Below are 25,801 nucleotides of genomic sequence, written 5' to 3'. Positions count from 1 at the left end.
AAGCCGGTCTTGCGGCGGGACAGAAGGTCCCAAGGGAGTGTGTCTGATGTCGCGTATCGTTGCCCGCCTTTGCCTGCTCACGCTGCCACTGGTCGCCGCCGCCTGTGCTGAGCGCGTGAAGCCGCCTGTGGCACCCCCCTTCATGGCGCTGCCGCCGATGCCGGGGCCCAAGCCGACGCCGCCGGCGAGCTCGGCGCCGAACCTGGTGCTGCCGCCCAAGCTGGCCGATGGGAGCTATGCGACGCCGAACCGCAGCCTGAGCGGGGCGGGCACCGTGTGGCATTTCCGTGTGGCGCTGAACGTGGCCGCTCTGGGTTGCGACGATGCCGCCCACAGCGTTGCGAACGCGTACAACAGCCTGATCCGCACCCGCAGCGCGCGGTTCGACGAATCGTACAAGGCGCTGACCACGCAATATGGCTCGCTCAACACGCTCGATGTGGCGATGACGCGCTTGTACAATTACTTCGCCCAACCGCCGGCGCAGCCGGGCTTCTGCGCGGCGGCACGCCAAGTCTTGGCTGAGGTACCTGCAGTGCCGGATGCCGAGTTCCCGGTCTTTGCCGCAAAGGCGATGCAGCGGCTGGAGCAGCCGTTCCTCGACTTCTATGGCGCCTATGAGAAGTACCTAGCGGACCTGGCGCGCTGGGCCAACGCGTTTGGCAAGGTGCAGGTGACCACCGGCTATGTGCGCGTGGAAGAGCTGACCCCACCGCCGGAGCCGGTCGCGCCCGCGGCACCCACCGCACCCGTGCAAGCACCTGAAATAAGACCGTAAACCGTTGGCAACCCGCTCGGGGCGCTCCCCGAGCCTTCTATAATGATCCTGCCGGATGCGCGTGCTCCTTCGCGCAGCTCGGGGGGTCATCATGCAGGGTTTTGTAAGAAGCATAGTCATTGCCGTGGCATTGCTGAGCGCCCTGCCGGCGGTTGCCCAGAGCTGGTCCGAGGCGCCCAAGCCGCCCGAAGGCGCAGCGCCCAACCAGGCGGTGCCGGCGCTCGACGCACAAGGCGGGTATCTGACGCCGAACCGCGATTTGAGCCCGTCACAGTCCAGCTGGCATGTTCGTGCGGCGCTGAACGTCGCCGCGCTCGGCTGCCGCGATGCCTTCGAGGCGGAGACGATCGCCGGGTACAACCAGTTGCTGGCACTGCACCGCACGGCGCTGGCGCAGGCGGATACTGGCGTAAAGGCGCTATACCGCGCCCGCCATGCCGCGGAATGGGAGGGCGAGCACGACCGCGCTATGACGAGGGTGTACAACTTTTTCGCACAGCCGCCGGCGCATGACGCGTTCTGCGCGGTGGAGCATGAAGTGCTGCGCGAGGCATTGACGGTGCAGCCCGCAGCGTTCGAGACCTTCGCCTTGGCCGCCCTGCCCCGGCTGGAGGCGCCGTTCACCGGCTTTTACCGTGCGTACGACGCTTACCGCACTGCGCTGGCGGGGTGGCGTGGCGGCACGGCGGCGGTGACGATGGCTGCGGTTGCAGGACCCGCGGCGCGGATGCCCGTCTTCCCCTGAGCCGTGGCGTGGGCTGATGCAATCTGGTAGCGGTCGAGGAATGGCCTTGACCGCAGCCGCATCCGCCCGTGAGATCCTCACCCGCCTCCACGACGTGATGGCCAGAAGGCTGCCGGCGCAGGCCAAGCTGAACGCAGTTGTCGACGTGATCGGCACCGCGCTGGATAGCGAGGTGTGTTCGATCTACCTGCTGCGCGAAGGCGTGCTGGAGCTGTTTGCCACGCGCGGGCTGGCGCAGGAAGCGGTGCACGTCACTACGCTGGCGCTCGGCGAAGGGCTGGTCGGCACGATCGCCGCCAATGTCGAAACTCTGAACCTGGACGAAGCGGCGACGCACCCTGATTTCGCCTATCGTCCAGAAACGGGCGAGGAACGCTTCCACAGCTTCGCCGGGGTGCCGATCATCCGCCGCGAGCGATCGGTCGGCGTGCTGGCGGTGCAGCATGAAGAACAGCGCCGCTACGCTGATGTCGAGATCGAGGCGCTGCAGACGGTCGCCATGGTGCTGTCCGAGCTGATCGCCAATGCCGACCTGATCGACGCGGCCGGCGCGCCATCCACCCGCCTGCTGCCCACCGCAGCGAGCCATGCGCCGGGCTTTAAGCTGGTCGACGGCATGGCGGCGGGCGTGGCGGTGTTCCACCAGCCGCGCATCGTCATCGAGCATACCGTCGCCGAGGATACCGAGGCCGAGCGCCACCGCGTCTATGCCGCATTCGACAAGATGCGCGACCAGATCGAGCGCATGGCGAGCCAGGCCGAGTTCGGCGGCGGCGGCGAGCATGACGAAGTGCTCCAGACCTACAAGATGTTCGCCTATGACGAAGGCTGGAGCCGGCGCATCAACGAGGCGATTGACTCGGGGCTGACCGCCGAGGCGGCGATCGAGCGGGTGCAGCAGCGCACACGGCAGCGCATGCGCGAGATCGACGATCCGCTGCTGCGCGACCGCATGCACGACCTGGAGGACCTGTCCAACCGGCTGCTGCGCATCGTCTCGGGCCAGCTGGGAACCGCCGCGCAGATGGGGCTGCGGCAGGATTCGATCCTGGTCGCGCGCAATCTGGGCCCGGCCGAGCTGCTGGAGTATGACCGGCGGCGGCTAAAGGGCGTCGTGCTCGAGGAAGGATCGCTGACCGCGCATGTCACCATCGTCGCGCGGGCGATGGGCGTGCCGGTGCTGGGCCGGGTGCGCGACGTCCGCAAGCTGATCGCCGAGGGCGACTTGCTGCTGCTCGATACCACAGAGGAGAGCCTGTTCATCCGCCCGAGCCAGGCGATGCAGGAAGCGTTCGAAGCCAAGCTGGCGTTGAGCCAGAAGCGCCGCGCCGCCTTTGCCCAGCTGAAGAACGAAGTGCCGGTAACGCGCGACGGGCAGCGGGTGACGGTGATGGTCAATGCCGGGCTGCGCGACGACCTCGCCGCGCTCGACCTGACCGGCGCCGACGGCATCGGCCTGTTCCGCACCGAGTTCCAGTTCCTCGTGTCGGCGACCCTGCCCCAGCGCGAGGCGCAGCGGCGGCTGTACAAGGACGTGCTCGACGCCGCGGGGGATCGTCCGGTGGTGTTCCGCACCGTCGACATCGGCGGCGACAAGGCGCTGCCCTATCTCAACCATGACGAAGAAGGCGACGAGGAGAATCCGGCGATGGGCTGGCGCGCGCTGCGCCTGGCGCTGGACCGCGATGGCCTGATGAAGGCACAGGCGCGCGCGCTGATCGAAGCGGCGGCGGGGCGGACGCTCAACGTCATGTTCCCGATGGTCTCCGAACCCTGGGAGTTCGATGAGGCCCGCGCGCTGTTCGAGGCGCAGCGCAGTTGGCTGTCGGCGCGCGGCAAGAAGCTGCCGATCGAGATCCGCTATGGCGCAATGCTGGAGGTGCCGGCGCTGGCCGAGGTGCTCGACGTGCTGCTGCCCGAGATCGATTTCCTTTCGATCGGCACCAACGACCTGACGCAGTTCCTGTTCGCCGCCGACCGCGCGCACCCCAAACTCGCGCTGCGCTACGACTGGCTGAGCCCGTCGATCCTGCGCTTCATCCGCCGGGTAGTGGAACAGGCCGATGCCGCGGGCGTGCCGGTGACGGTGTGCGGCGAGATGGGTGGAAGGCCGCTGGAGGCGATGGCGCTGATCGGGCTGGGCATTCGCCGGCTGTCAATCACGCCGGCGGCGGTCGGACCGATCAAGGCGATGGTGCGATCGCTCGACCATCAGGGTGTGAGGGCGCTGGTGACGACACTGTTGGCCGAACCGCGCACGCCTATGCGAGACGCCCTTACGGCATGGGCGGCGGAACGATCGATCGAACTCGCTTGATTATCCGCCGATTTGCGGCGGCGCGGCGTTGACAGCGGCACCGGTGTGAGGGACATCCCCGCAACGAAGGCGCGGCAGCGGTGCCGACGCCTTGGCCGGAGACCAGGATGGAAGGCGATACTGCCCCAAACGCCAATGCTACGCCCCTAGGCGCGGGCGGCAGATTGCGCGCCGCCCGCGAGGTCCAGGGGCTGGACTTGGCCGAGATCGCCGTTCGCACGCGCATCCCGCAGCGCCATCTGGAGGCCATCGAAAGCGGCGACTATTCCGGGCTCCCTTCCTCGACTTATGCGCTCGGCTTTGCCAAGGCCTATGCCCGCGCGGTCGGGGAGGATGAAGTGGCGATTGCGCGCGATGTGCGCAACGCCATGGGATCCCTGCCCGAGCGTTCGCCGGCGCCGCAATATTATCCGCTGGAAGACCCCGCCCGGGTGCCCTCGCGCGGCTTCGCCTGGAGCGCGCTGGTGGTGGCGCTGCTGGTGCTTGCCGGCGTGGGGCTGTGGTACGGCACCAACCTGTTCCGCGCCAGTACACCGCCCGAAGACGTATTGGCACCGACCGATACCGCGTCGGCGGGTGGTCCCGCCAATGCCAGCGTTGCAGTGGCGCCTTCCCCCACGCCGATTGCCGGGGGTCAAGTGACGCTGGTCGCAACCGAGGCGGTATGGCTTCGGGTGCGCGACGGCGCGGGCAAGCGGCTGTTCGAGAAGGAAATGGCGGCGGGCGAGCGGTTCGACGTGCCGCAGGACGCGAAGGATCCGGTCGCTCGGACCGGCCGCCCCGATCACATCCAGGTGCTGATCAACGGGTCGCAGGTGCCGCCGCTTGGCCAAGGCGTGGAGACGGTGAACGTGCCGGTGAGCGCTGCCGCGCTTCAGGCGCGTGGCAGCGCAGCAGCCGAGACCGGCAATGCCAGCGCGGCGCCCGAGTGAAGGACGCGACAAAAGCGCCGGGTTCGTCTATGCGGCGCAACATCCAGTCCTTTCAGCCAATCCACCGGGGGGTGTGATCTGATGCGTATGATGATGGCCGTGACGGTTGCCGCAACGGCGCTTGGGACCAGCGGCACCGTGCAGGCGCAGAGCGTCGACGTCCGCGTAGACAAGCTGGAGCGCGAAATGCGCGCGGTGCAGCGCAAGGTGTTCCCAGGCGGCGCCGGTCAGACGGTCGAGCCGCAGATCCGGCCCGAGATCAACGACGTAGTTCCCGGCGTGCCCGCAAGCAGCCCGGTCGCCGACCTGACGCAGCGTGTCGCGGCGATTGAAGGCCAGCTGACCACGCTGACCGGCCAGGTGGAGCAGAGCCAGTATCGGCTACGCCAGCTGGAAGACGCGTTCAACGCCTACAAGACAGCGACCGATGCGCGGCTGAAGGGCGTTGAGGCACCACGACCCGCGCCGGCACCCGGCGCGGCAGTGGCCGGCGATACTGCCGCGCTGGACGAGCCTGCCCCCGCGCCCCGGCCGGCTGCGGGCACGCCCAAGCCGGCGCTCACGGAGAAGCCGAACGGCGCGCGTGCGCAGCTGGTGGCGGCCGTCGCGAAGCCGAGCAGCGGCGACGCCGCCGAGGACGCGTACACCTATGGCTATCGCCTGTGGCAGGCCAAGCTCTACCCGGAAGCGCGGGCGCAGTTCGAGACGGTGGTGAATAAGTATCCGCAGCACCGCCGCGCCAGCTATTCGCAGAATCTGCTCGGACGCTCGTACCTGGACGCCGGTGCGCCGAGCCTGGCGGCAGTGGCGTTCTATGAAAACTACAAGAAGAACCCCAATGGCGAGCGGGCGCCCGACAGTCTGTATTATCTGGCCGATGCGCTGACCAAGCTGAAGAAGCCGTCAACCGAGGTCTGCAAGGTCTATAACGAGCTGACCCAGCTGTATGGCGACCGGCTGTCCGCCGAGATGAAGGCCGGGGTCGCAGAGGGCCGTGCCACCAACAAGTGCAAGTGAGCTGACGCCGCTGAGCGATCTGGTTGAGCGGTTTCGGCATGATCTGGAGGCGCTGACCGGAGTCCCGCCCTCCCTCGATCGACGGCTGGCCTTGGCAGTGTCGGGCGGCGGCGACAGCCTGGGGCTGCTGCTGTTGGCGGCGGCGGCGTATCCGGGGGCGGTGATCGCCGCGACGGTGGATCACGGGCTGCGCGCCGGGGCTGCCGAGGAGGCGGCGTTTGTCGGGTCGGTGTGTGGCCGGCTGAACGTGCCGCACGCGGTGCTGCGGGGCCCTAACGCGGAATTGACCGGCAATCTTCAGCAAGCGGCGCGGCGGTTGCGCTATCGCTTGCTTGCACAGTGGGCAGGCGATGCGCCGTGGCTGGCAGTCGCGCACCAGCAGGACGACGTCGCCGAAACGTTCCTGATGCGGGCGCGGCGCGGGGCCGGCGTTGGCGGGCTGGCGGCGATGGCCGAACGCCGCACGCTGCGGCCGGGGCTCGCGCTGGTGCGGCCGCTGCTGGGGTGGAGCCGCGCTGAACTTGCAGGCGTGGTGCGGGCCGCCGGTATTGAGCCTGTCGAGGATCCGTCGAACCGCCATGCTCGATTCGACCGGGCGCGGATCCGGCAGTTGCTGGCTGATACGGGCGAGTTGCGGTCCGACCGCCTGGCCCTTGCGGCGAGCAACCTGCGGCATGCCGAGGACGCGTTGGCCTGTTTTGCGGAGCAGGAATGGGCGCTTCGGGCCGATAGCCACTATCTGGTCGACGCGTACAACGTGTCGGTTTCAATAAAATCAATGCCTTACGAGATCCGCCGACGGCTCGCAAAGCGCGCGATCTGCCAAGTCATTGAACATGCAAAGCTTTCCGCGTCGCCCAAATTGGAGCGGTTGGATGCTTTGGTGCAAATGCTCGACAGGGGCGGCACCGGTACGATTGCGGGGGTGCAAGCGCGCGCGCGCGATGCCACATGGACCTTCAGCGTGGCACCGCCGCGCCGATCACACTGATCAACGTTGTTCCATTGCGATTAACCTGCGCGCTCCTATGTTGAGCGTTGGAAAGGTACCGAGCACCACATGAACGACAACGACAAGCAGCAGGGTCCGGAAAACGGCGGTAATCCGTGGATGAAGAGCCTGCTGATCTGGCTGGGCATCCTTGCCGCGCTTGCCCTGTTCGTCACGATGTTCGACGGCCGGAGCACCGCCGCGGCGGGCGATTCGATCGCTTATTCGAGCTTCCTGGACAAGGTGCAGGCCGGCGAAGTGAAGTCGGTGAACGTCACCGGCGGCACCGGCGGCACCAGCACGGTGACCGGCACGCTGTCGAGCGACGCGAAGTTCCGCACCAACGCGCCTTATGATCCCCAGCTGATCCAGACGCTGCGCGAAAAGAACGTCACGATCAACGCGCGCCCGGAAGAGCAGCCGTCGGTGTGGTTCTACATCCTCTATCAGTCGCTCCCCTTCCTGCTGTTCCTGGGCATCGCGTTCTTCGTGGTGCGCCAGATGCAGAAGAATTCGGGCGCGGGCGGCGCAATGGGTTTCGGCAAAAGCCGCGCCAAGCTGCTGACGCAGAAAGAAGGCAAGGTCACCTTTGACGACGTCGCGGGCATCGACGAGGCGCGCGAGGAGCTGGAGGAGATCGTCGAGTTCCTGAAGGACCCGACCAAGTTCGCGCGGCTGGGGGGCAAGATCCCCAAGGGCGCGCTGCTGGTCGGTTCGCCCGGTACCGGCAAGACACTGCTCGCCCGCGCAATCGCGGGTGAAGCGGGCGTGCCGTTCTTCTCGATCTCGGGCTCCGACTTTGTCGAGATGTTCGTCGGCGTGGGCGCGAGCCGCGTGCGCGACATGTTCGAGCAGGCCAAGAAGTCGGCGCCGTGCATCATCTTCATCGACGAAATCGACGCGGTCGGCCGTTCGCGCGGCGGCGGCGTGGGCAATCAGAATGACGAGCGCGAGCAGACGCTGAACCAGCTGCTGGTCGAGATGGACGGTTTCGACGCCAACGAAGGCATCATCATCGTCGCGGCGACCAACCGCCCCGACGTGCTGGATCCCGCGCTGCTGCGTCCGGGCCGCTTCGACCGCCAGGTGGTGGTGCCGCGTCCCGACATCGAAGGCCGCGTGAAGATTCTGGAAGTCCATATGAAGAAGGTGCCGCTGGCACCCGACGTGGACAGCCGCACCATCGCGCGCGGTACCCCGGGCTTTTCGGGCGCCGACCTGGCCAATCTGGTCAACGAAGCGGCATTGCTGGCGGCACGCCGCGGCAAGCGGCTGGTCGCGATGAGCGAGTTCGAGGATGCCAAGGACAAGGTGATGATGGGCGCCGAGCGCCGGTCGATGCTGATGACCGAGGACGAGAAGCGGATGACCGCTTATCACGAGGCAGGCCATGCCGTGGTCGCGCTGCACGAGCCGGCGTCCGATCCGATCCACAAGGCGACGATCATCCCGCGCGGCCGCGCGCTGGGCATGGTGATGCGCCTGCCCGAGCGTGACCAGAATTCGATGCACCGCGACCAGATGTACGCGCATCTGTCGATCGCGATGGGCGGTCGCGTCGCCGAGGAACTGATCTTCGGCTATGACCGGGTGTCATCGGGTGCGTCTTCGGACATCCAGTCGGCGACGCGTCTTGCCCGCTCGATGGTGACGAAGTGGGGCATGTCCGAAGCGGTCGGTCCGCTGGAATATGCCGAAGAGGAGCAGGGCTATCTCGGCTATGGCGGCAGCCGTGCGGCGAGCATGTCGAACGAGACCGCGCTGCTGATCGACGCGGAGATCAAGAAGCTCGTCGAGGGCGGCCTGAATCGTGCCAAGCAAGTGCTGACCGACCATATCGACCAGCTGCACGGGCTTGCCCAGGCGCTGCTGGAATATGAGACGCTGACCGGCGACGAGATCAAGCGGGTGCTGGCCGGCGACCAGATCGACCGCGAGGATCCCGGCGCCAAGGCGACGGTGGTGGCGACGGCGGGGACCTCCATTCCCAAGATCCGCAAGCCCAAGGGTCCGTTCGGCAATCCGGCGCCGCAGGGCGCCTGAGGTTCGGGCTTAGGCTTACCACTGACGCGAAAGCCCTTCTCCGGGATGCTGGAGGAGGGCTTTTTCTTTGGCGATATACGTTGCAAACACGTGGTCTTGGGAGCGAGCTTCTCCGGCTCCAGGGTTGCCACCTTCGCCAGCCGCTCATCCCAGCGCGCTTCATTGTTGGGAGCTAGCCGACGGTCTGCACCTTCTCCTGAAGCTCTCGCCAACGGACAGTGGCGCCATGCCGAATTTCTTGCGAAAGTGACGGTGCTGGCAAATTGTATCGCTCCATGGGCGGCGACGCCTAGCGCGACGTGGAGCGGAGGCGGTTGCGCTGCAAACCGCGAGGCGCTGGAGCGCCGCCCCCCCTTCCGCTGCAACTGGGCAGTGAGGTGCCGAGCCTCGCGACCTCCCCCCTTAGGGGGAGGTGGATGCAGCATGTTGCGGATGGAGCCCGCCCGACGTGAAGGAGAAGCTGCCGCCGGAGCGAGCCCCGGCGGCGACATCGTTACATCGAGAAGCGCACGCCCAGTGCGAAGGTGCGGTCGAGCAGGAGCGTGCTGGAGTTGAACTGATCGGCGCCGCCGACGTCGCCGAACTGATAATAGTTCTGCTGCTTCGACTTGGTGAGGTTCACGGCGTCGAAGGTGACGCCGATATTCTTGGCGACGTTCCAGGTCAGCTGGAGATCCAGGCTGCTCTCGGGCTTGCGCCACATGCCGATCGGGTTGGCAAAGGCGCGCGCTTCGTTGTTGTTGAGGAAGCCCTTGCGCCAGATGTAGGACAGCCGCGCGCCGATCGGGCCGTTATCGTACGCCAAAGTGGCGTTGTACGAGAATTTCGACACCGCGAAGAAGGACGATTCGCTTTCGCCGGTGATCGCGCCGTTGGCGTCGGTGACGGGGATCGTCTGAGTCGAATCGAGGATCGTCGCACTGCCCGTGAAGCCAAGGCCGTCCAGCGGACCAGGCAGATAGTTCGGGAAGTAGGTGACGCCGATCTCCACACCCTTCAGCACGCCGTCGGAGGCGTTGATCGGACGCGTGATGTTGAAGATTTCGGTGTAGTTGTTGGTGAGGTAGTTGTTCGGCAGGACCTCGCGGATGGTCAGCGGCACGACCAGACCATCGATCTCGCGGCGGAACGCCGTCACATAGATCGCGCTGTTGCGTTCGAAATACCATTCCAGCGCCAGATCGTAATTCTTCGAATGCGTCGGCGCCAAGGTGGCGGTGCCGGCGGAGCCGGTGCCGAAGCCGACGTTCGAAAGGTCGCCGGTGAGCGTGTAGTTCGGATTGAGATCGCCAAAGGCCGGGCGGCGCAGCGTTTCGCCATAGTTGAAGCGCAGGCGCAGATTGTCGGTCAGTTCATAACGCGCGGTGACGCTCGGCAGGAACTTGGATGATCCGGTCGACACGCGAGTCGCGGCGCCACTGGTGCGATCGAAATAGGTGTAGTCGGTGTCGATCGCGACAAACCGCACGCCTGCCTGAAGCTGGAGCGGACGACCGAACAGCGAGAGCTCGCCATCGGCCAGCGCATAGGCCGCGGTGTTGATCTCGTTGATGTCGAACACGCGCGTGAACGAAAGCTGGTCCGACAGCAGCAGGTTGGGACTGACGGCACGGTAGCGGGTGCGCAGGGCGTCCGCGTCCTGATAGAGCGCCGCTGCATCGGGAAGGACCCAGCTGCTCGGCACGTCGGCGCGGCCATCGAAGAAGTTCGCGTTGGTGAAGATCGCGTCCTCGCCCAGCGCGGTGAGGTTCGTGCCCAGCGGCGCGCCGCCCTGATCGCGCACGAACGTGGATGCGTCGCGATTGTCGTACCGGAAACCCAGCTTGATGCGGCGAAGGAAGCCGTCATCCCATTTCTGCTCGCCGTCGAGCATCGCAGTGATCGCGTTGCCTGTACCGCGGGTGCCGCTGTCGTACAGCTCACCCAGGGTCCAGGCGGAGGGATCGGTCAGGACGCCGGGGTTCCCGAAGCTGTAGGCGGGAATGCCGCCGCCAGCGTTGAAGTCCACATCGAGATCGAGCGGGCCGCGACTGGTGCGGATCGCGAAAAACGCGGTTTCGTTGGTGCTGTCCTGATAGGTGACGTCCGCGGTGATCTTTCCGCCGGTGCCCACGTCCCAGGTGCCGTTGAGCGCATAGACGTAGCTGTCGGTGCGGTTGGTAGCGTAATCGGCGCTGTTGAAGCCTGCCACCGCGCCGGCGCGGCGCGACTTGATGATGTTGGTGCCGTCATACAGCTCGAAGGTCGAGCCGGGATTGGAGCCGAGATTGCCCCACCAATCGGCAAAGGTGAACAGCAGGTTGTTCGACGTATTGCCGCGGAAGCCGCTGTAGAAGAACTCGGCGGTATAGACCGAGCTGCTGTTGGGCGCCCATTGCAGCGCCGCGTTCACCGAAGGCCGTTCGCGCTTGCCGTACAGGTCCGAGCTGATCACGGCGTCGCGCGAAAGATAATAGGGAATCTCGGCGCCGTTGATGTTGAGCGTCGAGCCGGCCGCGGTGGATAGGCCGCGATCGAGACCCGGCGTCCAGGTCGTGCCGAAGCGATTGGCAGCGGTTACGACCCGGCAATCGGTCGGGAACAGGCGCTCCAGGCCGACAAAGCTCGCAGGCGGATTGTCACCGCCGCAGGTTTCGGTCGGGGTGACTGCGGGGCGCGGACCATCAGCCGTCAGGAACGGCACCAGCGCACCCGATTGGACATTCTGGTTGCGGTATTCGTAGCGCGAATAGCTGCCGTTCACGAGCAGGCCGATATCGCCAATACCGGTGCTCCACCGGTTGCTGACCAGCAGTGCGACGTTGGGATTAATCTTGTCGGCCTGTTCGCTGTAGATGCCGCGCGCCAGGCCCGAAATGGCGAAGCCGTCGAAATCGAGCGGGCGGCGCGTCTTGATGTCGATCTGACCGGCAAGGCCTGTTTCGATCTGATCCGCGGCGCGCGTCTTGTACACGTCGACCTGCTTGACCAGGTTGGCCGACACGTCCTGCAACGCGAACGACGTGCCCGCCGCAGTGAAGATGTTGCGGCCGTTGAGCGTGGTCAGCGGATCGGAAAGGCCGCGGATGGTGACGGCCGCGGCTTCGCCGCCAGCGCGGTCGGTCACCTGGATGCCGGTGACGCGCTGGAGCGCTTCCACCACATTATTGTCGGGCAATTTGCCGACATCCTCGGCCACGACCGAGTCGACGATCTGGACGGATTCGCGCCGCACGTTGAGCGCGCCGACGATCGAACCGCGCACACCGGTGACGACGATCTCCTCGTCCGCAGGCGCCTGATCCTGCGCCGAGGCGGCGTCACCTGCCGGCGTTGCCGTCTGATCCGCGGCCGTTTGCGCCGCAACCGGCATGGCCGCGAACATCAACGAACCGACAGAAGCAGTGCACAGAAAAGCGGGCTTGAAAGCCATTGGTCCTCTCCTCGGGGCGGCATCGGCCGCTCTTTTAGTAGGACAAAACTACGACTCGGCAGCGGGGGAAAGCAAGCGCAATTTCACACAGCCGTCATGATGCGCCGGCGATGGCGGCGGAGCAGGCAGCGAACCGGGTGCGGCCAACGGTGTTTGATTTGTCTGATAAATACGCGTCTTAACCGCAGCGAAGGCGCGGATTGGCGTCCTTCATCATGGGCGCGCCGATGCGCATTGCGGGCGTGGTTTGCCTGTCAGCGCTTTACGCGAAGCGCCGGCGTGCAGATCAGGCAGCGCGCGCGGCGCTGCGCTCTCGCCTTATGCAGCCGAACATGGGAGCAGCGCGGGCGCGCTGCATGCCGCACGCGGCAAAGGCAGGTGCCTGCTTAGAAGATCCCGACGGCGGCGTCCGCCCAGACGACCATCGCGGCCGCTACGGCCAATCCGATCACGCCGGCCCTGATTGCAGAGGGCGGAAGCAAGCGGAAGGCGAGCTCGGCGGTTGCGGCGACGCCGGCAAGGAGAAGGGCAGCCGCCGCGAAATCGGGCGCGTCCCATCTGACGGCATCGGTGAACTGCATGGCGATCGCGGGGAGCACCAGAAGCACGAGGGCGGCGCCCGCCATCGCCGTGCGCCAACGCCGGTGCGTGCTCATGTCCTGTTGCAGCGTCAAGCTCATCGGTGCGCTCCCTTCGGGGATAACCGTTTACGCCGGTGGCTGGCGGTTCGAAAGCGATTTTTGCGGGTTCCTGGGGCAAGGGCAGTGGCCGAAGCCGCCGCGCTGGCCGAGCATGACCTCCTGGCGCAGACATTCCTGCCGTTGCCGCGGCGCACGTCGTGGCGCGGATCGCCCTTGAGCGGCGACGGTCGGCAGGTACGCACAATTCCTGCGTAAAACACCGGAGCCCGGGCGCGGGAAGCGGGCGGCTTTCGGTTCTACAATGGAAAGGAAGGGCCCTGGGCTCAACACGTCACGGGATCTGACGGCATGATACGGATGTTCAACAAGGCACGCAGATCGACCAGGATGCTGGTGATCCTTGCGTGGCTTACCCTGCTATTGTGCGGCATTGCCGGCGCCGTCATCCGCGCCATGTTCGATGCAGGAACCGTCGCGCCGGTGATGTGACTCGGGCGCGCACTGCTGCACTTCGGGCGCCGGCATAACACCAGCGTGGACCGCCCTACCCTGTCGCGCCCATCGTCAGCAGGATCAGCACGAAGAGCGACAGGACAATGCCGATAAAGGCGGTGAGGATCACCGCGCGGACGATCGCGGAGGGCCAGCCGAGATGGTAGGCCTGTTGCAGCTGGCGCGTGATGTGGACGAAGGGCACGATCATCGCCAGCACCTGCACCAAGTCCGAAGCGACGCCGACCGCCGACGCGACGCTCAGCACGATGAACAACAGCGACATGAACGCGATCGAATAGATGATGAAGATCGCATGGTCGTACAGCTTGTACTCACGGCGCCAGAAGAACAGCAGCCAGAGGAACGGCAGCGACAGCGGAATAAGCAGCCAGGAAAATTTATAGCCCGAGGACTGAAGCTTGTAGAGCATCAGCGACGGGTTCTTCTGCCATTTCTCGATCCCGTGATCGAGGAAAGGATTGCCGGTGTAGCTGACTTCGTCCGACACGGGGACTTCGCCGGCCTTGCGCAGCGGGGCCGCGGCGATCTCCAGCGCCTTTAGCCGGGCGGTGGCGTCGTCGATGCGCGCTTGTTCATCGGCACGGTCGGGGTCGGCGGGCGAAAGTTTGTCGCGGTCCTTGATCGCCTCGTCCCGGCGCTCGGCCACGGCCTTGCGCTCTTCCTCGATCGCGGCGAGCGGCTTGGCGGTGTTGCCCTTGAGCTCGGTGGTCGGCGTCACGCCGGCCCAGGAGAACACCGCGAACATGGCGAAGAGCGAAAAGAGAAAGATCGCCATGGGCGAGACGAAGCGCGCGCGCTCACCCGCAATGTAGCGGCGCGTGAGATCACCGGGGCGCCAGGCGAGCAGCGGCAGCGTGCGCCAGAACTTGCCTTCGAAATGGAAGACGCCGTGGACGATCTCATGCCCGACGGCGTGGAGCGAGCGGTGGACATGGCCAGGCTGGCCGCATTCGTGGCAATGCTCGCCAATCAGCGCGGTGCCGCAATTAAGGCACATGCCCCCGCCACGGCCGGCATGGACGCCGCCGGACGGGTGATCCATCGCTCGCCCCAGCAAGCCGCCGGTGACCAGCTCGCCCGCCGCTTCGATTCCCCCCATGGTGCCCCCTGTTCCGTTTCCCCGCGGGCATGCTAGCAAGCGGCATGGCCGAAGCCGATAGTCGAAATCTGATCGCCGACATGAGTGCGCGGGCGCGAACCGCCGCACGGCTGCTTGCCGCGATGCCCAGCGAGGCCAAAAGCGCCGCGCTGCGGGCCGGGGCGCAGGCGCTGCGCGATGCCGCGGACACGATCCAGGCGGCCAACGCGCAGGATGTCGCCGCGGCACAGGCGGCGGGGCTGTCGGGCGCGATGCTCGACCGGCTGAAGCTCGACGCCGGCCGGATCGCGGCGATGGCCGACGGCGTCGCGGCGGTGGCCGCGCTGACGGATCCAGTGGGCGCAGTGATTGAGCGCGTGGAACGGCCCAACGGGCTGGCGCTGAGCCGGGTGCGCGTGCCGATCGGCGTGATCGGCATCATCTATGAAAGCCGGCCCAACGTGACCGCCGACGCCGGCGCGCTGTGTGCAATGGCGGGCAATGCCGCGATCCTGCGCGGCGGATCCGAGGCGATCCGCAGCAACCGGGCGGTACATGCCGCCCTGGTCGAAGGGTTGGCGGCGGGCGGCATGCCGACGGATGCCGTGCAGCTGGTGCCGGTGACCGACCGCGCGGCAGTGGGCGCGATGCTTGGGGCCGCGGGCTTGATCGACATGGTGGTGCCACGCGGAGGCAAGGGACTGGTGGCGCGGGTGCAGGCCGAGGCGCGGGTGCCGGTGCTGGCGCATCTCGACGGTTTGAACCACACCTACCTCCACGCCGCCGCCGATCCGGCGATGGCGCGCGAGCTGGCGCTGAATGCGAAGATGCGTCGGACGGGGATTTGCGGGGCGACCGAGACACTGTTGGTCGATCGCGGCTTTGGCGGCACGGCGGCGGTGCTGGCCGCGCTTGCCGAGGCCGGGTGCGAACTGCGCGGCGATGGCGAAGTGCAGGCGGTCGAGCCGCGCACGGTGGCCGTGGCGGACGCGGATTGGGACACCGAATATCTCGACGCAGTGCTGGCGGTGAAGCTGGTTGATGGGCCCGACGAAGCGATGGCCCATATCGGTCGGCATGGATCGGGACATACCGACGCGATCGTGACGCGGGACGCGGCGGTGGCCGAACGGTTCCTGGCGCAGGTGGATAGCGCGATCGTGATGTGGAACGCCTCCACCCAGTTCGCCGATGGTGGCGAGTTCGGGCTGGGCGCCGAGATCGGCATTTCCACCGGGCGGCTGCACGCGCGCGGGCCCGTGGCGTTGGAAGGGCTTACGACCTATAAATGGATCGTGCGCGGCACCGGCCAGGCGCGGCCTTGAAGCGACGCCGCGCGCGGCGTAGCTTACGGCCATGAACAAGCCCGCTGCCATTACGGCCTATGTCGATGCGGATACCCTGGCGGTGGTGGAGCAATTGGCGGCGGCGCAAGGGCGCAGCGTTGCGGATCTTGCCGCCGAGGCGATCCGGCTAGTCGCCGGGCATCAAGCGGAGAGCGTCACGCTGACCGAGACGGCGCTGCTCGCCTCGCTTGCAGAAGCCGAACGGCAGATCGACGACGGCGCATTCGCGAAGCAGGAGGATGTGGAGGATTGGATCGCCGGCTTGCGTCGCGACCCGGCGGCTTAGTGCTGGACATTCGTTGGGCGTTACTTGCCCAAGCCGACCTCAAGCGCATCGCCAGCTACTACCAAAGGGTCGATCCGTCGATCGCCGTTGATCTTGCGGAACGGATCGTCAGAGCAGCGCGCCTGCTGTCCGAACTCCCGCGCGCCGGGCAAGCGACCCAAAGTGCCGGGCGGCGGCGCTGGCGCGTTCCGGGCACGCAATATCTGATCTTCTATCCAATAGCGGCCGGCCATGTCCCGATCCTGCGCGTGCTGCACGGTGCACAATTGCTCGCGGGGCGCTTGTGAAACGCATCGGGCTTCTGGGTGGCTCGTTCAATCCGGCACATGGGGGGCATCGGCGGGTCTCGCTGAACGCGATGCGGGCATTGGGGCTGGACGAAGTGTGGTGGCTGGTATCGCCCGGCAATCCGTTGAAGCCTGAAGCGGGCATGGCGCCGCTGGCGGCGCGGCTCGCTTCCGCGCGGCACGTCGCCCGGCATACTCCCATCCGGCCCACCGCGATCGAAGCCGAGTTGGGCACCCGCTACACCGCCGACACGCTTGCCAAGCTGGTGCGGCGATATCCGCAGCACCGCTTCGTCTGGCTGATGGGCGAGGACAATCTGGCGCAATTCCATCGCTGGCGCGCATGGCGCACGATCGCACGCACGGTTCCGATTGCGGTTGTTGCGCGCCCGGGCTATACTGCACGGGCTCACGCAAGTCCTGCGATGAGTTGGCTGCGGCGCGCTGTGCGGCCCGCAGGCCAGGCAAAGAATTGGACGTGTTGGAGATTGCCGGCCCTCGTGTTGCTGCGCTTTCGCCCCGATCCGACTTCAGCGACAAGCCTTCGGGCTGTCGATCCCGCCTGGCACCGGCACTTTCCGGGCGGCAATCGAGACACCATATCGATTTCGCCCGTGCCGACACCAAGCGTCAGCACAGGCGTGTTGCAACCTTAAGGAGCTATCTTGGCAACTACCCCCCATGTGCAGGCGATCGCCGACGACGCCGATGCGCTGCACAAGCTGATCCTAGACTCGCTGGAGGACGATCAGGCGGTTGAGACCGTTTCGATCCCGCTCGCCGGCAAGTCGAGCATCGCCGATTACATGGTCGTTGCAAGCGGCCGATCCACGCGTCAGGTCGCGTCGATGGCCGCCAAGCTGGGCGAGAAGATCAAGGCCGAGTTCGGCCGCAGCCCCCGCATCGAGGGCCTGGCCACCGCCGATTGGGTGCTGATCGATGCCGGCGACGTGATCGTCCACCTGTTCCGCCCCGAAGTCCGCACCTTCTACAATCTGGAGCGGATGTGGGCGTTCGGAGACACTGCGCCCGCCGCCCAGGCCTGAGCGTCAGCGACCGATGCTGCTCCACATCGTGGCGCGGGGGCGCATCGGCCGGTCGCCCGAGGCCGAACTGGTCGAGCGCTATCTGAAGCGCGTCGGCTGGCCTACCCGCGTCACCGAGCTTCCCGATACCGGCGGCAAGCTGCCGCCGGTCGAGCCCGCCACCCGCATCGTGATGCTGGATGAAAAGGGCGAGAACCTGCCTTCCAAAACGCTGGCCGAGCGGCTGGGCCGCTGGCGCGACGATGGTATCCGCGAGACGCGTTTCCTGATCGGCGCCGCCGACGGGTTCGACGATGCGCAGCGGAGCGAGGCGCACATGCTGTTATCGTTCGGCAAGGCGACCTGGCCGCACATGATGGCGCGTGCGATGCTGGCCGAACAATTGTGGCGGGCGAGTTCGATCCTGGCGGGCCATCCGTATCACCGGGAAGGGTGATGGGGGTGTCGGACCCACAGAGCGTCGACGCTTCTTCCCTTTCCTGGAAGGGAGCGGATCAAGAGGTGGGGTTATCGCCGGCCGAGGCTCGATGCCCCGGGTGGCGCTTTGCTGTCCCCGCTTCAGGCGCTCTTTTGAGCGCGCAGACGCGCGCACCGACCCCTAGCCCCTCCCTGAAAGGGAGGGGAGTCGAAGGGCGGCGCATGATCCTCGTGCCGGTGGCACTCGCCGCGATTTTGGCGACCGGCAGCCTGGCGGGCGCGCAGGCGCCAAGCCTGGGGGATCAGCAGGTGCGGCTCAGGTCCGCTTCCGCCGAGGCTTCCGCCGCGCGGGGGCGCGCGCAGGCACTGGAGCGCGCCGCCGCTGCCGAAGGCGACCGCGCCGCGCAGGCCAGGGCAGAAGAAGCGGCAGCCAATGAGCGAATTCGCGCGGCAGAGGCCGACATCGCCGCTGCCGATGCGCGGATCGCGATCGTCGACCGGCTGCTTGCCGCGCAGCGCGCCGGCCTTCGCGCGCAGCAGAGCCCGATCCTGAAGCTGCTCGCCGCGCTGCAATCCATGGCGCGGCGGCCGCCGATCCTGGCACTGATCCAGCCGGGCTCGACCACCGACATGGTGCATGTCCGTGCCGCCCTGGGCGCCGCGTTGCCGCTGGTGGAGGCGCGTACCGCCGGGGTGCGCGCGGAGTTGCAGCGGGTGAGCCAGTTGCGCGCGACCGCCGGCAGCGCCGCCACCCGCTTGCAGCAGAGCCGGGCACGGCTGGAGGACGAGCGGCTGGCGCTGGTACAGCTGGGGGCCGAGCATCGCCTGCGCTCACAGGCGCTGGGCCGCACGGCGCTGGTGGAAAGCGACCGGGCGATCGCAATGGGCGAGCGCGCCCGCGAGATCGCCGACCAGATGGACAGCGCGGGCAGCGCCGCCGAAGTGCGCGCATCGCTCGCCGGACTGGAAGGGCCCCTGCCCCGCCCCTCGGCGCGGGATACGCTTGCCGCGCGAGCGCCGGGGGGACGGCCCTATCTGCTGCCGGTGTGGGGACGGCTGGCGACCGGCTTTGGCGAATTGTCGGCCACCGGCGTGCGCGCGCGCGGGCTGACGCTCGCCTGCGCAGCACATGCCGGCGTGCGGGCGCCCGCGGCGGGGCGCGTGGCCTATGCCGGGCCGTTTCGCGGCTATGGCGGCGTGATCATCCTGGACCACGGCAATGGCTGGACCTCGCTGCTCGCGGGATTGGGCGCAGTGGCGGTACGAGTCGGGCAGCATGTGGCGCAGGGCGCGCCGGTCGGCCGCGCGGGCGGGGGCGAGGAACCGCGCGTAACGGTGGAGCTGCGGCGGCGGGGAACGCCAGTGGACCTGGTACAATTGCTCGACTGACAGGCCGTGAAAAGGCCGCTATCCTTCCCCATATCCGGGAAAATCCCCAGAACTGAAAGTTCGTGTCGATGCTGCGTTCGTTTCTTCAGGTGACTGCCGCCGTGGGCGCGCTGGCGCTGGTCCCCATAGCTTCGGGCGCAATGGCCGGTGTGGATACCGGCAGCTATCGCGAGCTCGACACCTTCATGGCCGTGCTGACTCAGGTGAAGGCGAACTATGTCGACAAGGTCGACGACAAGAAGCTGATGGAGGGCGCGATCCAGGGGATGCTCGCCTCGCTGGATCCGCACAGCAGCTATGCCGACGGGCTGGAATATGACAATCTCCAGATCCAGACCCAGGGCAATTATGGCGGGCTGGGGCTGACGGTGACCGAGGAAGACGGCGCGGTCAAGGTGATCGCCCCGACCGAAGACACGCCGGCCGCGCGCGCGGGGATCAAGCCGGGCGACTACATCACCCATATCGACGGCAAGTTCATCGTCGGCGGCAGCCTGGACGAAGCGGTGCAGCAGATGCGTGGGCAGCCCGGCAGCAAGATCGCGATGACGATCATCCGCCCGGGCGCGGACAAGCCGCTGCAATTCACCCTGACGCGCGAAGTGATCGTGCAGAAGCCGGTGAAGTGGGAAGTGAAGAACGGTGTCGGCATCATCAACATCAACACCTTCACCGCGCAGACCGGCGCGGACACGGTGAAGGCGATCCAGGCCATCGACAAGCAGCTGGGGCATAAGCCGTCGGGCTATGTCATCGACCTTCGCGCCAATGGCGGCGGGTTGTTGAGCGAGGCGATCGCGGTTTCAGACGTATTCCTGAGCCACGGCGAGATCGTGTCGCAGCGCGGGCGTGCGGCGAGCGATATCGAGCGTTATTATGCCGAGAGCATGGTGCCGGGCGACTTGACCGCCGGGCTGCCGCTGGTGGTGCTGGTGGATGCGGGCACGGCTTCGGCATCGGAGATCGTCGCGGGCGCGTTGCAGGACCATCACCGCGCACTGGTGATGGGCACACGCAGCTTCGGTAAGGGATCGGTGCAGACCATTCTGCCCATGGGCGAGCACGCCGCGCTGCGGCTTACGACGGCCCGCTATTATACGCCCTCGGGCCATTCGGTGCAGGAAGGCGGGATCAAGCCCGACCTGCTGGTGCCGCAGATCTCCGACCCCGATTACAAGACGCGGCCGGTGCTGCGCGAAGCCGATCTGCGCCGCCACCTGATCAACCAGGACAAAGTCGACGATTCCGTGCTGGAGGACGACGCCCGCATCGACCCGCGCTTTTCGGCAACGCCCGAGGCGCTGAAGAAGCAGGGCATCGAGGACTTCCAGCTGCATTATGCGATCCAGACCGTGTCGCGCACCGGCAGCAAGGCCGGCCAGGTCGCGTCCAAGGGCCGCTGAGGCATGCGCAGGGACGGATTGCACACCGCGCGCTGGATCGCATTGCTCCTGCCCGCGGCGCTGCTCGCCGGGGCATGGGGATCTCAGCTGTTCGGGCTGGTGCCGTGCGAGATGTGCCATTGGCAGCGCTGGCCGCATTATGCCGCGATGATCGTCGCGGCGTTGAGCTTCGTCGTGCGGCCGCGCCCGGTACAGATGCTGTTCGTGCTGTTCGCGGCCGTGCTGGTGGCGGTGAGCGGCGGCATCGGGGTGTTCCATGCCGGTGTGGAATATCATTGGTGGCAGGGCATCACTGCCTGCACCACCAGTCTGGCACATGGCAGCGATCCGATGGCGATGCTGCAAGAAGCGCTCGGCAAGCCGATGATCCGTTGCGACGTGCCGCAATGGTCGTTGTTCGGGATCAGCCTGGCAGGGTATAATGCGATCCTGTCGCTGGGCGGGGCGGTGCTGATCTTCATCCTGGCGGCAAGGAGGCCGCGCGCATGAGCTGGAAGCCCGGAGACAAGCGCGAAACGCGCGACATGATGGTGCGGGTCGACCAGGCCGGCGAATATGGCGCGACGCGCATCTATGCCGGGCAGCTGGCGATCATGGGCGACCGCACGCCGATGGCGCGAATGATCAACGGCATGGCGTTGCAGGAGGAAGAACACCGCGCGTTCTTTGACGCGATGCTGGCGCGGCGCGGCATCCGGCCGACGGCGTTGCAGCCTTTCTGGAATGTGGCGGGGTTCGCGCTGGGCGCAGTGACGGCGGCGATGGGGCCTTCGGCGGCGATGGCATGCACCGCCGCGGTGGAGACCGAAATCGACAAGCACTACCAGCAGCAGGTCGACGAGCTGACGCGCGACGACGACGATCCCGAGCTGCGCACGGCCGTGCTGAAGTTCCAGGCCGAGGAGCTGGAACATCGCGACACCGCGTTGGATCACGGCGCGGAGACTGCGTTGGGCTATCCGGTGCTGTCCGGCCTGATCCGGATGGGGTGCCGCGTCGCCATTGCAGTGTCGAAACGGATATGACAGGCGCGGTTAAGCGTTAACCGGGCAAGACCGGTTCGAAGGAGTAGATCATGCTGAAGCGCATTGCCCTTTTCGCGGCGGTTGCCGCCGCGCCGATGGCGGCTCCCACGGCCGTGCAGGCGCAAAATGCCGCGCAGAACGGCGTCCTGGTGATCTATGGCGAGGACAAGTGCCCGACCAATTCCAACGGCGAGGAAGTGGTGATCTGCCGTCGCCTGGATGAATCCGAACGCTTCCGCATTCCCAAGACGCTGCGCGAACAGCCCGGCCCGCCGCAGCAGACCGAAAGCTGGGCCGTGCGCTCGCAAGGCGCGCTGGAAGAAGGCGCATTCGGCACCGGCAGTTGCTCCCCCGTGGGCGCGGGCGGCGGCACCGGCTGCTTCGTACGCCAGGCGCGCCAGGCCAAGGCCGAGTCAAAGGCGCGCCGCGAAGCGCAGACTGACCTGCCGCTACCCTGACCGGCCAGGCCGGCTTTGGCCGGTCACAGATACTCGTCCCAGTGGCGGTAGGCGGGCTCCTGCGTCAGCTGGGGCCGGTCGGCCCGATCGAGCGTCATGTACGGCGCGTCCTCGACATCCTCACGCTTGAGGTCGAGGCAGTATCCGCGTTCCTTGCTGTCATAGGTCAGCATCGGCCAGGGGATCGGATAGGCGCGCGTTCCTAGCCCGAGAAACCCGCCAAAGGTGAGAACCGCGTGCGTCGCCTGGCCGCTCACCTTTTCGATCATCACCGAATGGATGGCGCCAATTTTCTTGCCGTAGCGGTCGAACACCGGCGTGCCTTCGATCCGTTTGGATGAGATGAGCCGCTGCACGGGGTCGATGCCCTCTGGTGCGTCGGCAAGCGGTGCGACATGCGTGTCCATCATGGTAAGCCTCCACTGCCCCCCACGACTTTGCCCGCCCGTCGCCCCAGCGACTCCCCGCACGGTGCGAGTATGCGCCGATTTGAGTTTGCGCGCTATGGCTGTGCGCGCAGGGAAGGCTCCGAACCGGTCCAGTGCGGGGCGCGGCGGAGCACGCAATCGGCGATGATCCACAGCATCGCCGCCCCCCGGAAGCCTGCGGCATAGGCGATGTGCATGGGGGTGGTGGCGGGCCAGGCACCCTCCATGCCGGCGAAGAACCAGAATTCGGCGAAATAGGCGGCGACGTCGCCAAGCGCGAACAACGCCACCGGCAGGAGGCGCGGCGCAGTCAGCAACAGCATCGGGTACAGCCACAGGTCGAATTGCGGCGAATACACCTTGTTGGTGAGCATGAACCAGGCGAGCACCGGCGTGAACAGCACCCAGAGATGGTCGCGGTGGCGGCGCCAGCCGATCGCGACGATCAGCGCGAAGCCGGCGAAGAACAGCGCAGTGGCGTAGAAATTGCGCTGATCGAGCCAGGTGACCCACAGGCCAGTGTTGGCAAGCAGGTCCCAGGTGGCGCCGGCAGTCCCGGTGCGCTCCTGCGAGAAGCGGTAGAACTCGCTCCAATTGCCGGGGGCGAGCAGCGCGACGGGCAGGTTCACCGCACCCCAGGCGGCGATCGCGGCGGCGGTGACGATGGCGGCGCGGACCAGGCGCGCGCGCCATCCGCCGCGCCCGAACAGCGCCTGCAATCCGATCAGCGGCAGGGCGAGCGCGGGGAACAGCTTGGCGGCGGCTCCAAGCGCCGCGGCGCTGGCGGCAGGAACGAGGCGACCGGCCCGGGCGAACATCATCGCGACAACCGCCAGCGCGGCGGCGGCCAGGTCCCAATTATGGCCGAGATACAGGATCAGCGGCGGTGCCGCCGCCCACGCCCATAGCCGGCGACGCTCCACACCGGCCGCCAGAAACATGCGCAGGATCAGCGCGGCGAGCAGCGCGTTGGCGAGCGTGACGATCGCAAGGAACTGGCCGTCATGCGCCTTGCGGCCGAACAGGGTGCGGGTGAGCGCCCCTTCGGCCCAGATCTGCGCGCCGGTAAGCACCGGATATTCCATGCGCGTCTGGACATAGGGGATCTTGCCCTGCGCCACTTCGCGCCCGAACCAGAAGGGAACCACGTCGCTATAGCAGCCGGTGGTATATTGCTCGGCGTCGCGCCAGCCACCGGGCATGCAGTGGCTCTTGAACGACCAGCCGGCGAAACAGGTGAGCACGAAGGCGATCCACAGCGACGCGGCGCGCCAATCCAGCCGTGCGTCGTCCTGGTTCATGGCAGGCCGCTTACCGGCTGCGGCCAAGCGCGTCCACTTGCTCTGGACTTCGCGGTCTCAAGAACATAAATGGAACGCATGGCCCAGTTGGACGTCCGCTCCAAGCTCGCGATTCTGGCGGATGCCGCCAAGTACGACGCGTCGTGCGCGTCGTCCGGCACGTCCAAGCGCAAGTCCGACAAAGGCGGAAAGGGGCTGGGATCGACCGAGGGCATGGGCATCTGCCACGCTTATGCGCCCGACGGCCGCTGCATCAGCCTGCTCAAGATCCTGTTGACCAACAGCTGCATCTTCGACTGCCATTATTGCATCAACCGCAAGAGTTCGAACGTGCGCCGCGCACGGTTCACGCCCGAGGAAGTGGTCGACCTGACGCTGAGCTTCTATCGGCGCAACTATATCGAGGGGCTGTTCCTCTCCTCTGGCATCATCGCTTCGTCCAACTACACGATGGAGCAGATCGTGCGGGTGGCCAAGCTGCTGCGCGAGGAACATGATTTTCGCGGCTATATCCACCTGAAGACAATCCCGGACGCCGATCCCGAGCTGGTGCATCAGGCGGGCCTGTATGCCGACCGCGTGTCGATCAATGTTGAGCTGCCCACCGTCGCCGGGCTGACGCGGCTGGCGCCGGAAAAGTCGGCGCCACAAATCGAAGGCGCGATGCAGGACGTGCGCACGGCGATCGACGACGGCACCGATGCGAAGAAACGCTACAAATCGGCACCGCGCTATGCGCCGGCAGGCCAGTCGACGCAGATGATCGTTGGCGCGGACGCCGCGACCGATGGTGACATCATCGGCCGCGCGGCGGGGCTGTATGGCCGCTTCAACCTGCGCCGCGTCTATTATTCGGCGTTCAGCCCGATCCCTGACGCCAGCGCGGTGCTGCCGCTTCAGCGCCCGCCGCTGATGCGCGAGCACCGGCTGTACCAGTCGGACTGGTTGATGCGCTTCTATGATTATCAACCCGGCGAGGTCGCGGCGGCGGCGGATGCGACCACTGGCATGCTGCCGCTCGATATCGATCCAAAGCTTGCCTGGGCGCTCAAGTTCCGCGACCGCTTCCCCGTCGACGTCAACCGTGCCCCGCGCGAGGCGCTGCTGCGCGTGCCGGGACTGGGCGTAAAGGCAGTCGACGCGATCCTGGCGACGCGGCGCTGGCGGCGGCTGCGGTTGGCGGATGTGACGCGGCTGACCGCATCGGTGGCCAAGGTGCGGCCGTTCCTGATCGCCGAGGATTGGCGGCCGGTGACGCTGGCCGACAAGGCCGAGCTGCGCCCGTTGGTGGCGCCCAAGCGCGAACAGTTGGAGCTGTTTGCCGCCTGATTCCTGAGCGAACGATTCGCAGGAGAAACATGCGTTCGCGCGCGCCGTTGGGTGCGCGAAGGAGTTTCGACATGGCCAATATCTACGAAGTGCTGAAAGCGGACCATGATCGCCAGCGCGCATTGCTGAAGCGCGTGGGCGATCATCCCGGCACCGACGGACCCCGCCGCGAGGCATTCGAGACGCTGCGGCTGGACTTGCAGGCGCATGCCGCGGCCGAAGAGGAGTCGCTGTACGCGACGATGCTCGGCGACCCCGATCTGCGCGAGGACGCGAGACATTCGGTGTCCGAGCATAAGGAAGTCGATGATTATCTCGGCGAGTTGCTCGACCTCGAGTTCGGCAGCTCGGATTGGGACGACAAGTTTGCCGAGATGCGCCACCGCTACGAGCATCATATCGACGAGGAAGAGGAAGAGATGTTCCCCACCGCCGACGAGCATCTGTCGGCCGAGGTCGAGGAAGCGCTTGGCGAGAAGTTCGAGGAGCGCAAGCCCGCCGAGCTCGAGCGGGCGGAGGAGCACAAGCCGGGCGACGAGCGCGAGTGATTGGCGGCCGTCTGCTAGGGTCGTCCCCCTCCCTGCAAGGGAGGGGCTAGGGGTGAGTCCGCGGCGCA

At 66.7% G+C, this 25,801-nt stretch carries 26 protein-coding genes; 21 read left to right on the top strand and 5 right to left on the bottom strand.

Features of this window, described 5'->3' with window-relative positions:
* The first annotated feature begins 46 nt into the window (after positions 1 to 46).
* The 7 genes from FHT02_RS12300 (at position 47) to ftsH (ending at position 8,823) form a co-directional block, all read left to right on the top strand.
* Positions 47 to 778: a hypothetical protein gene (locus FHT02_RS12300; RefSeq protein WP_184087939.1), complete on the top strand. Its 732-nt coding sequence runs from the start codon at positions 47 to 49 to the stop codon at positions 776 to 778.
* Positions 779 to 908: 130 nt separating this feature from the next.
* Positions 909 to 1,523 (top strand): hypothetical protein, encoded by a 615-nt coding sequence (locus FHT02_RS12295; protein WP_184087937.1) that lies wholly within the window; start codon positions 909 to 911, stop codon positions 1,521 to 1,523.
* A gap of 40 nt (positions 1,524 to 1,563) precedes the next feature.
* Complete coding sequence (ptsP, locus tag FHT02_RS12290; RefSeq protein WP_184087935.1) at positions 1,564 to 3,840, top strand: phosphoenolpyruvate--protein phosphotransferase; 2,277 nt, start codon at positions 1,564 to 1,566, stop codon at positions 3,838 to 3,840.
* A 107-nt stretch (positions 3,841 to 3,947) separates the two neighbouring features.
* The gene (locus FHT02_RS12285) at positions 3,948 to 4,772 is read left to right on the top strand and encodes a helix-turn-helix domain-containing protein (protein WP_184087933.1); all 825 of its coding nucleotides are present in this window, start codon (positions 3,948 to 3,950) and stop codon (positions 4,770 to 4,772) included.
* A gap of 81 nt (positions 4,773 to 4,853) precedes the next feature.
* Entirely contained in the window at positions 4,854 to 5,789 is a 936-nt protein-coding gene (locus tag FHT02_RS12280; RefSeq protein ID WP_184087931.1) for a tetratricopeptide repeat protein, read from the top strand.
* Between the two features lie 97 nt (positions 5,790 to 5,886).
* On the top strand, positions 5,887 to 6,780 hold the full coding sequence (tilS, locus tag FHT02_RS12275; protein WP_343056935.1) for a tRNA lysidine(34) synthetase TilS: 894 nt from the start codon (positions 5,887 to 5,889) through the stop codon (positions 6,778 to 6,780).
* Positions 6,781 to 6,849: 69 nt separating this feature from the next.
* Positions 6,850 to 8,823 (top strand): ATP-dependent zinc metalloprotease FtsH, encoded by a 1,974-nt coding sequence (gene ftsH, locus FHT02_RS12270; RefSeq protein ID WP_184087927.1) that lies wholly within the window; start codon positions 6,850 to 6,852, stop codon positions 8,821 to 8,823.
* A gap of 493 nt (positions 8,824 to 9,316) precedes the next feature.
* Here the strand turns inward: ftsH and FHT02_RS12265 are convergent, their stop codons facing one another.
* Positions 9,317 to 12,235: a TonB-dependent receptor gene (locus FHT02_RS12265; RefSeq protein WP_184087925.1), complete on the bottom strand. Its 2,919-nt coding sequence runs from the start codon at positions 12,233 to 12,235 to the stop codon at positions 9,317 to 9,319.
* Between the two features lie 386 nt (positions 12,236 to 12,621).
* On the bottom strand, positions 12,622 to 12,915 hold the full coding sequence (locus FHT02_RS12260) for a hypothetical protein (RefSeq protein WP_184087923.1): 294 nt from the start codon (positions 12,913 to 12,915) through the stop codon (positions 12,622 to 12,624).
* A 309-nt stretch (positions 12,916 to 13,224) separates the two neighbouring features.
* On the opposite strand from FHT02_RS12260, the gene FHT02_RS12255 reads away from it, so the two are divergent.
* Positions 13,225 to 13,365, top strand: coding sequence for a hypothetical protein (locus FHT02_RS12255; protein WP_184087921.1), 141 nt, complete (start codon positions 13,225 to 13,227; stop codon positions 13,363 to 13,365).
* Positions 13,366 to 13,420: 55 nt separating this feature from the next.
* Here the strand turns inward: FHT02_RS12255 and FHT02_RS12250 are convergent, their stop codons facing one another.
* Entirely contained in the window at positions 13,421 to 14,491 is a 1,071-nt protein-coding gene (locus FHT02_RS12250) for a DUF3667 domain-containing protein (RefSeq protein ID WP_184087919.1), read from the bottom strand.
* A 44-nt stretch (positions 14,492 to 14,535) separates the two neighbouring features.
* On the opposite strand from FHT02_RS12250, the gene FHT02_RS12245 reads away from it, so the two are divergent.
* From FHT02_RS12245 to FHT02_RS12195, 11 genes are all read left to right on the top strand, one after another.
* Positions 14,536 to 15,795, top strand: a complete 1,260-nt coding sequence (locus FHT02_RS12245; protein ID WP_184087917.1) for a glutamate-5-semialdehyde dehydrogenase — start codon at positions 14,536 to 14,538, stop codon at positions 15,793 to 15,795.
* 31 nt (positions 15,796 to 15,826) lie between these two features.
* On the top strand, positions 15,827 to 16,102 hold the full coding sequence (locus FHT02_RS12240) for a ribbon-helix-helix protein, CopG family (protein ID WP_184087915.1): 276 nt from the start codon (positions 15,827 to 15,829) through the stop codon (positions 16,100 to 16,102).
* Positions 16,102 to 16,389, top strand: coding sequence for a type II toxin-antitoxin system RelE/ParE family toxin (locus FHT02_RS12235; RefSeq protein ID WP_184087913.1), 288 nt, complete (start codon positions 16,102 to 16,104; stop codon positions 16,387 to 16,389). The genes FHT02_RS12240 and FHT02_RS12235 overlap by 1 nt, the downstream gene beginning before the upstream one ends.
* Positions 16,386 to 17,045: a nicotinate-nucleotide adenylyltransferase gene (locus tag FHT02_RS12230; RefSeq protein ID WP_184087911.1), complete on the top strand. Its 660-nt coding sequence runs from the start codon at positions 16,386 to 16,388 to the stop codon at positions 17,043 to 17,045. Before FHT02_RS12235 ends, FHT02_RS12230 begins: the two co-directional genes overlap by 4 nt.
* 9 nt (positions 17,046 to 17,054) lie before the next feature.
* Positions 17,055 to 17,435: a ribosome silencing factor gene (gene rsfS, locus FHT02_RS12225; RefSeq protein ID WP_221239451.1), complete on the top strand. Its 381-nt coding sequence runs from the start codon at positions 17,055 to 17,057 to the stop codon at positions 17,433 to 17,435.
* Positions 17,436 to 17,448: 13 nt separating this feature from the next.
* Positions 17,449 to 17,871: a 23S rRNA (pseudouridine(1915)-N(3))-methyltransferase RlmH gene (locus FHT02_RS12220; RefSeq protein ID WP_184087909.1), complete on the top strand. Its 423-nt coding sequence runs from the start codon at positions 17,449 to 17,451 to the stop codon at positions 17,869 to 17,871.
* 203 nt (positions 17,872 to 18,074) lie between these two features.
* On the top strand, positions 18,075 to 19,241 hold the full coding sequence (locus FHT02_RS12215) for a murein hydrolase activator EnvC family protein (RefSeq protein WP_184087907.1): 1,167 nt from the start codon (positions 18,075 to 18,077) through the stop codon (positions 19,239 to 19,241).
* A 68-nt stretch (positions 19,242 to 19,309) separates the two neighbouring features.
* Positions 19,310 to 20,644, top strand: coding sequence for a S41 family peptidase (locus FHT02_RS12210; RefSeq protein ID WP_184087905.1), 1,335 nt, complete (start codon positions 19,310 to 19,312; stop codon positions 20,642 to 20,644).
* Positions 20,645 to 20,647: 3 nt separating this feature from the next.
* On the top strand, positions 20,648 to 21,133 hold the full coding sequence (locus FHT02_RS12205) for a disulfide bond formation protein B (protein ID WP_184087903.1): 486 nt from the start codon (positions 20,648 to 20,650) through the stop codon (positions 21,131 to 21,133).
* Positions 21,130 to 21,669: a demethoxyubiquinone hydroxylase family protein gene (locus tag FHT02_RS12200; RefSeq protein ID WP_184087901.1), complete on the top strand. Its 540-nt coding sequence runs from the start codon at positions 21,130 to 21,132 to the stop codon at positions 21,667 to 21,669. Before FHT02_RS12205 ends, FHT02_RS12200 begins: the two co-directional genes overlap by 4 nt.
* 50 nt (positions 21,670 to 21,719) lie before the next feature.
* A complete protein-coding gene (locus FHT02_RS12195) occupies positions 21,720 to 22,127 on the top strand; it encodes a hypothetical protein (protein ID WP_184087899.1) in 408 nt (135 codons plus the stop codon).
* Positions 22,128 to 22,150: 23 nt separating this feature from the next.
* Here the strand turns inward: FHT02_RS12195 and FHT02_RS12190 are convergent, their stop codons facing one another.
* Both FHT02_RS12190 and FHT02_RS12185 read right to left on the bottom strand, forming a co-directional pair.
* On the bottom strand, positions 22,151 to 22,537 hold the full coding sequence (locus FHT02_RS12190; RefSeq protein ID WP_246352368.1) for a PRC-barrel domain-containing protein: 387 nt from the start codon (positions 22,535 to 22,537) through the stop codon (positions 22,151 to 22,153).
* A gap of 92 nt (positions 22,538 to 22,629) precedes the next feature.
* Positions 22,630 to 23,856: a hypothetical protein gene (locus tag FHT02_RS12185; protein WP_184087897.1), complete on the bottom strand. Its 1,227-nt coding sequence runs from the start codon at positions 23,854 to 23,856 to the stop codon at positions 22,630 to 22,632.
* Between the two features lie 78 nt (positions 23,857 to 23,934).
* On the opposite strand from FHT02_RS12185, the gene FHT02_RS12180 reads away from it, so the two are divergent.
* Together FHT02_RS12180 and FHT02_RS12175 are read left to right on the top strand one after the other, a co-directional pair.
* On the top strand, positions 23,935 to 25,185 hold the full coding sequence (locus tag FHT02_RS12180) for a putative DNA modification/repair radical SAM protein (protein ID WP_184087993.1): 1,251 nt from the start codon (positions 23,935 to 23,937) through the stop codon (positions 25,183 to 25,185).
* 71 nt (positions 25,186 to 25,256) lie between these two features.
* A complete protein-coding gene (locus FHT02_RS12175; RefSeq protein ID WP_184087895.1) occupies positions 25,257 to 25,733 on the top strand; it encodes a hemerythrin domain-containing protein in 477 nt (158 codons plus the stop codon).
* Positions 25,734 to 25,801 lie beyond the last annotated feature (68 nt).

This window comes from Sphingomonas xinjiangensis, assembly GCF_014199255.1.
GTDB lineage: Bacteria > Pseudomonadota > Alphaproteobacteria > Sphingomonadales > Sphingomonadaceae > Sphingomonas > Sphingomonas xinjiangensis.
This window is presented reverse-complemented; position numbering and strand designations above follow the sequence as displayed.